This is a genomic window from Mesorhizobium sp. M5C.F.Ca.IN.020.32.2.1, from assembly GCF_004023105.1.
In the GTDB taxonomy this organism is placed as follows: domain Bacteria; phylum Pseudomonadota; class Alphaproteobacteria; order Rhizobiales; family Rhizobiaceae; genus Mesorhizobium; species Mesorhizobium wenxiniae.
This window is the reverse complement of record NZ_RZSX01001337.1, coordinates 1-1,088: the sequence shown is the minus strand read 5'-3', so window position 1 is coordinate 1,088 and position 1,088 is coordinate 1. Positions and strand designations below refer to the sequence as shown.

At 63.7% G+C, this 1,088-nt stretch carries 1 protein-coding gene and 1 pseudogene; both read left to right on the top strand.

Features of this window, described 5'->3' with window-relative positions; genetic code table 11:
- A partial coding sequence (gene mobC / locus EOA86_RS35790) for a plasmid mobilization relaxosome protein MobC (RefSeq protein ID WP_128345752.1) occupies nt 1-323 on the top strand: 323 nt, incomplete at its 5' end.
- A 3-nt stretch (nt 324-326) separates the two neighbouring features.
- Nucleotides 327-1,088 (top strand): annotated as a pseudogene (locus EOA86_RS35785) (conjugal transfer protein TraA); the annotation flags it as partial.

Genomic DNA, 1,088 nt, shown 5'->3' with positions numbered 1-1,088 from the left:
AGTATGCAGCGATCGAGAAAGCCGCCCAGGCGGCCGACATGACGGTTTCCGGATTTTTCCGGTCGCTGATTTTGGAAGGCGCCGGGGTCCGGCCGATCCTTACGCAAGAGGATCGCGCCATCATGGCGCTGTTGCTGGAGGACATGCGCGCGATCGGCGTCAACCTGAACCAGGTCGCGCGATCGATAAACAGCGGCAAGAGCGTTCATCCGAGCGAGCTCGACATCAACCTGGCGCACTTGCAGCGCGTCCAGGCGGCCGTCATGACCGAGCTGCGTTGGTTATCCAAGCGCGCCGGGCACAAGCGGCGAGGGGAGGGGTAGGCGTTGGAACTCTTCTTCGGCGCATTCACCAGCGAATGGGAGCAGCGGCGCGCGGCGCTGCTGCATGAGCTATCGCTTGGCGGGCGACGATCTACGGCCGAGGAAGAATTGCGGCGGCGCATGAAGGCGCTGGCCGAGCTTGGCGCAACTGGTAGCGGCGGAGGTGGCGGCCGCGCCACGCCGAAGACGCGTCACGCAGCGTCGAAGAGTATTCACGGCACGGCGGCAAAAGCGTCGACGGCGGCGCGGCCGATGCAAGTCCGGCTTGCGGCAGTGGCGCAGGGCAGCCAGCCGGCCGTTGTCAAAATGGCATCCTATGGCGGCGGGGCGCGGGTCGGGGCGATGCTGAATTACGTATCGCGCGGTGGCGAGCTGTCCGTAGAGAACGAAAACGGCGAGCGCATCCGAAGCCGTGAGGATCTTGCCGGCATCCGCGCCGATTGGGATCATCTGTTTCAGAACCGAGCTGAGAGCCGGGACATCGGCAGTTTCACCGTGGAGATCGCAGCGACTGCTTTCGCGTCCGATGATGAGATGCATGAGCTGGTGGGAAGCAGCCTTGCGAGCGGTTTTGCCGATCGGCGCTTTGCCTATGCCGTCGAGAAGAACGACGACGATTCAATGACCGTTAAAGGCGTCGTAGTTCTCAGGAGCGGGCAGGGGGAGAGGTTGACGGGTGACGAAAAGGCGGCCGGCATCATTCAGGCCCGATACGATGCAAGCGCGGCTGCGAGCGAAGCAGCCGCCCAGTTTTCGTTTCATGGG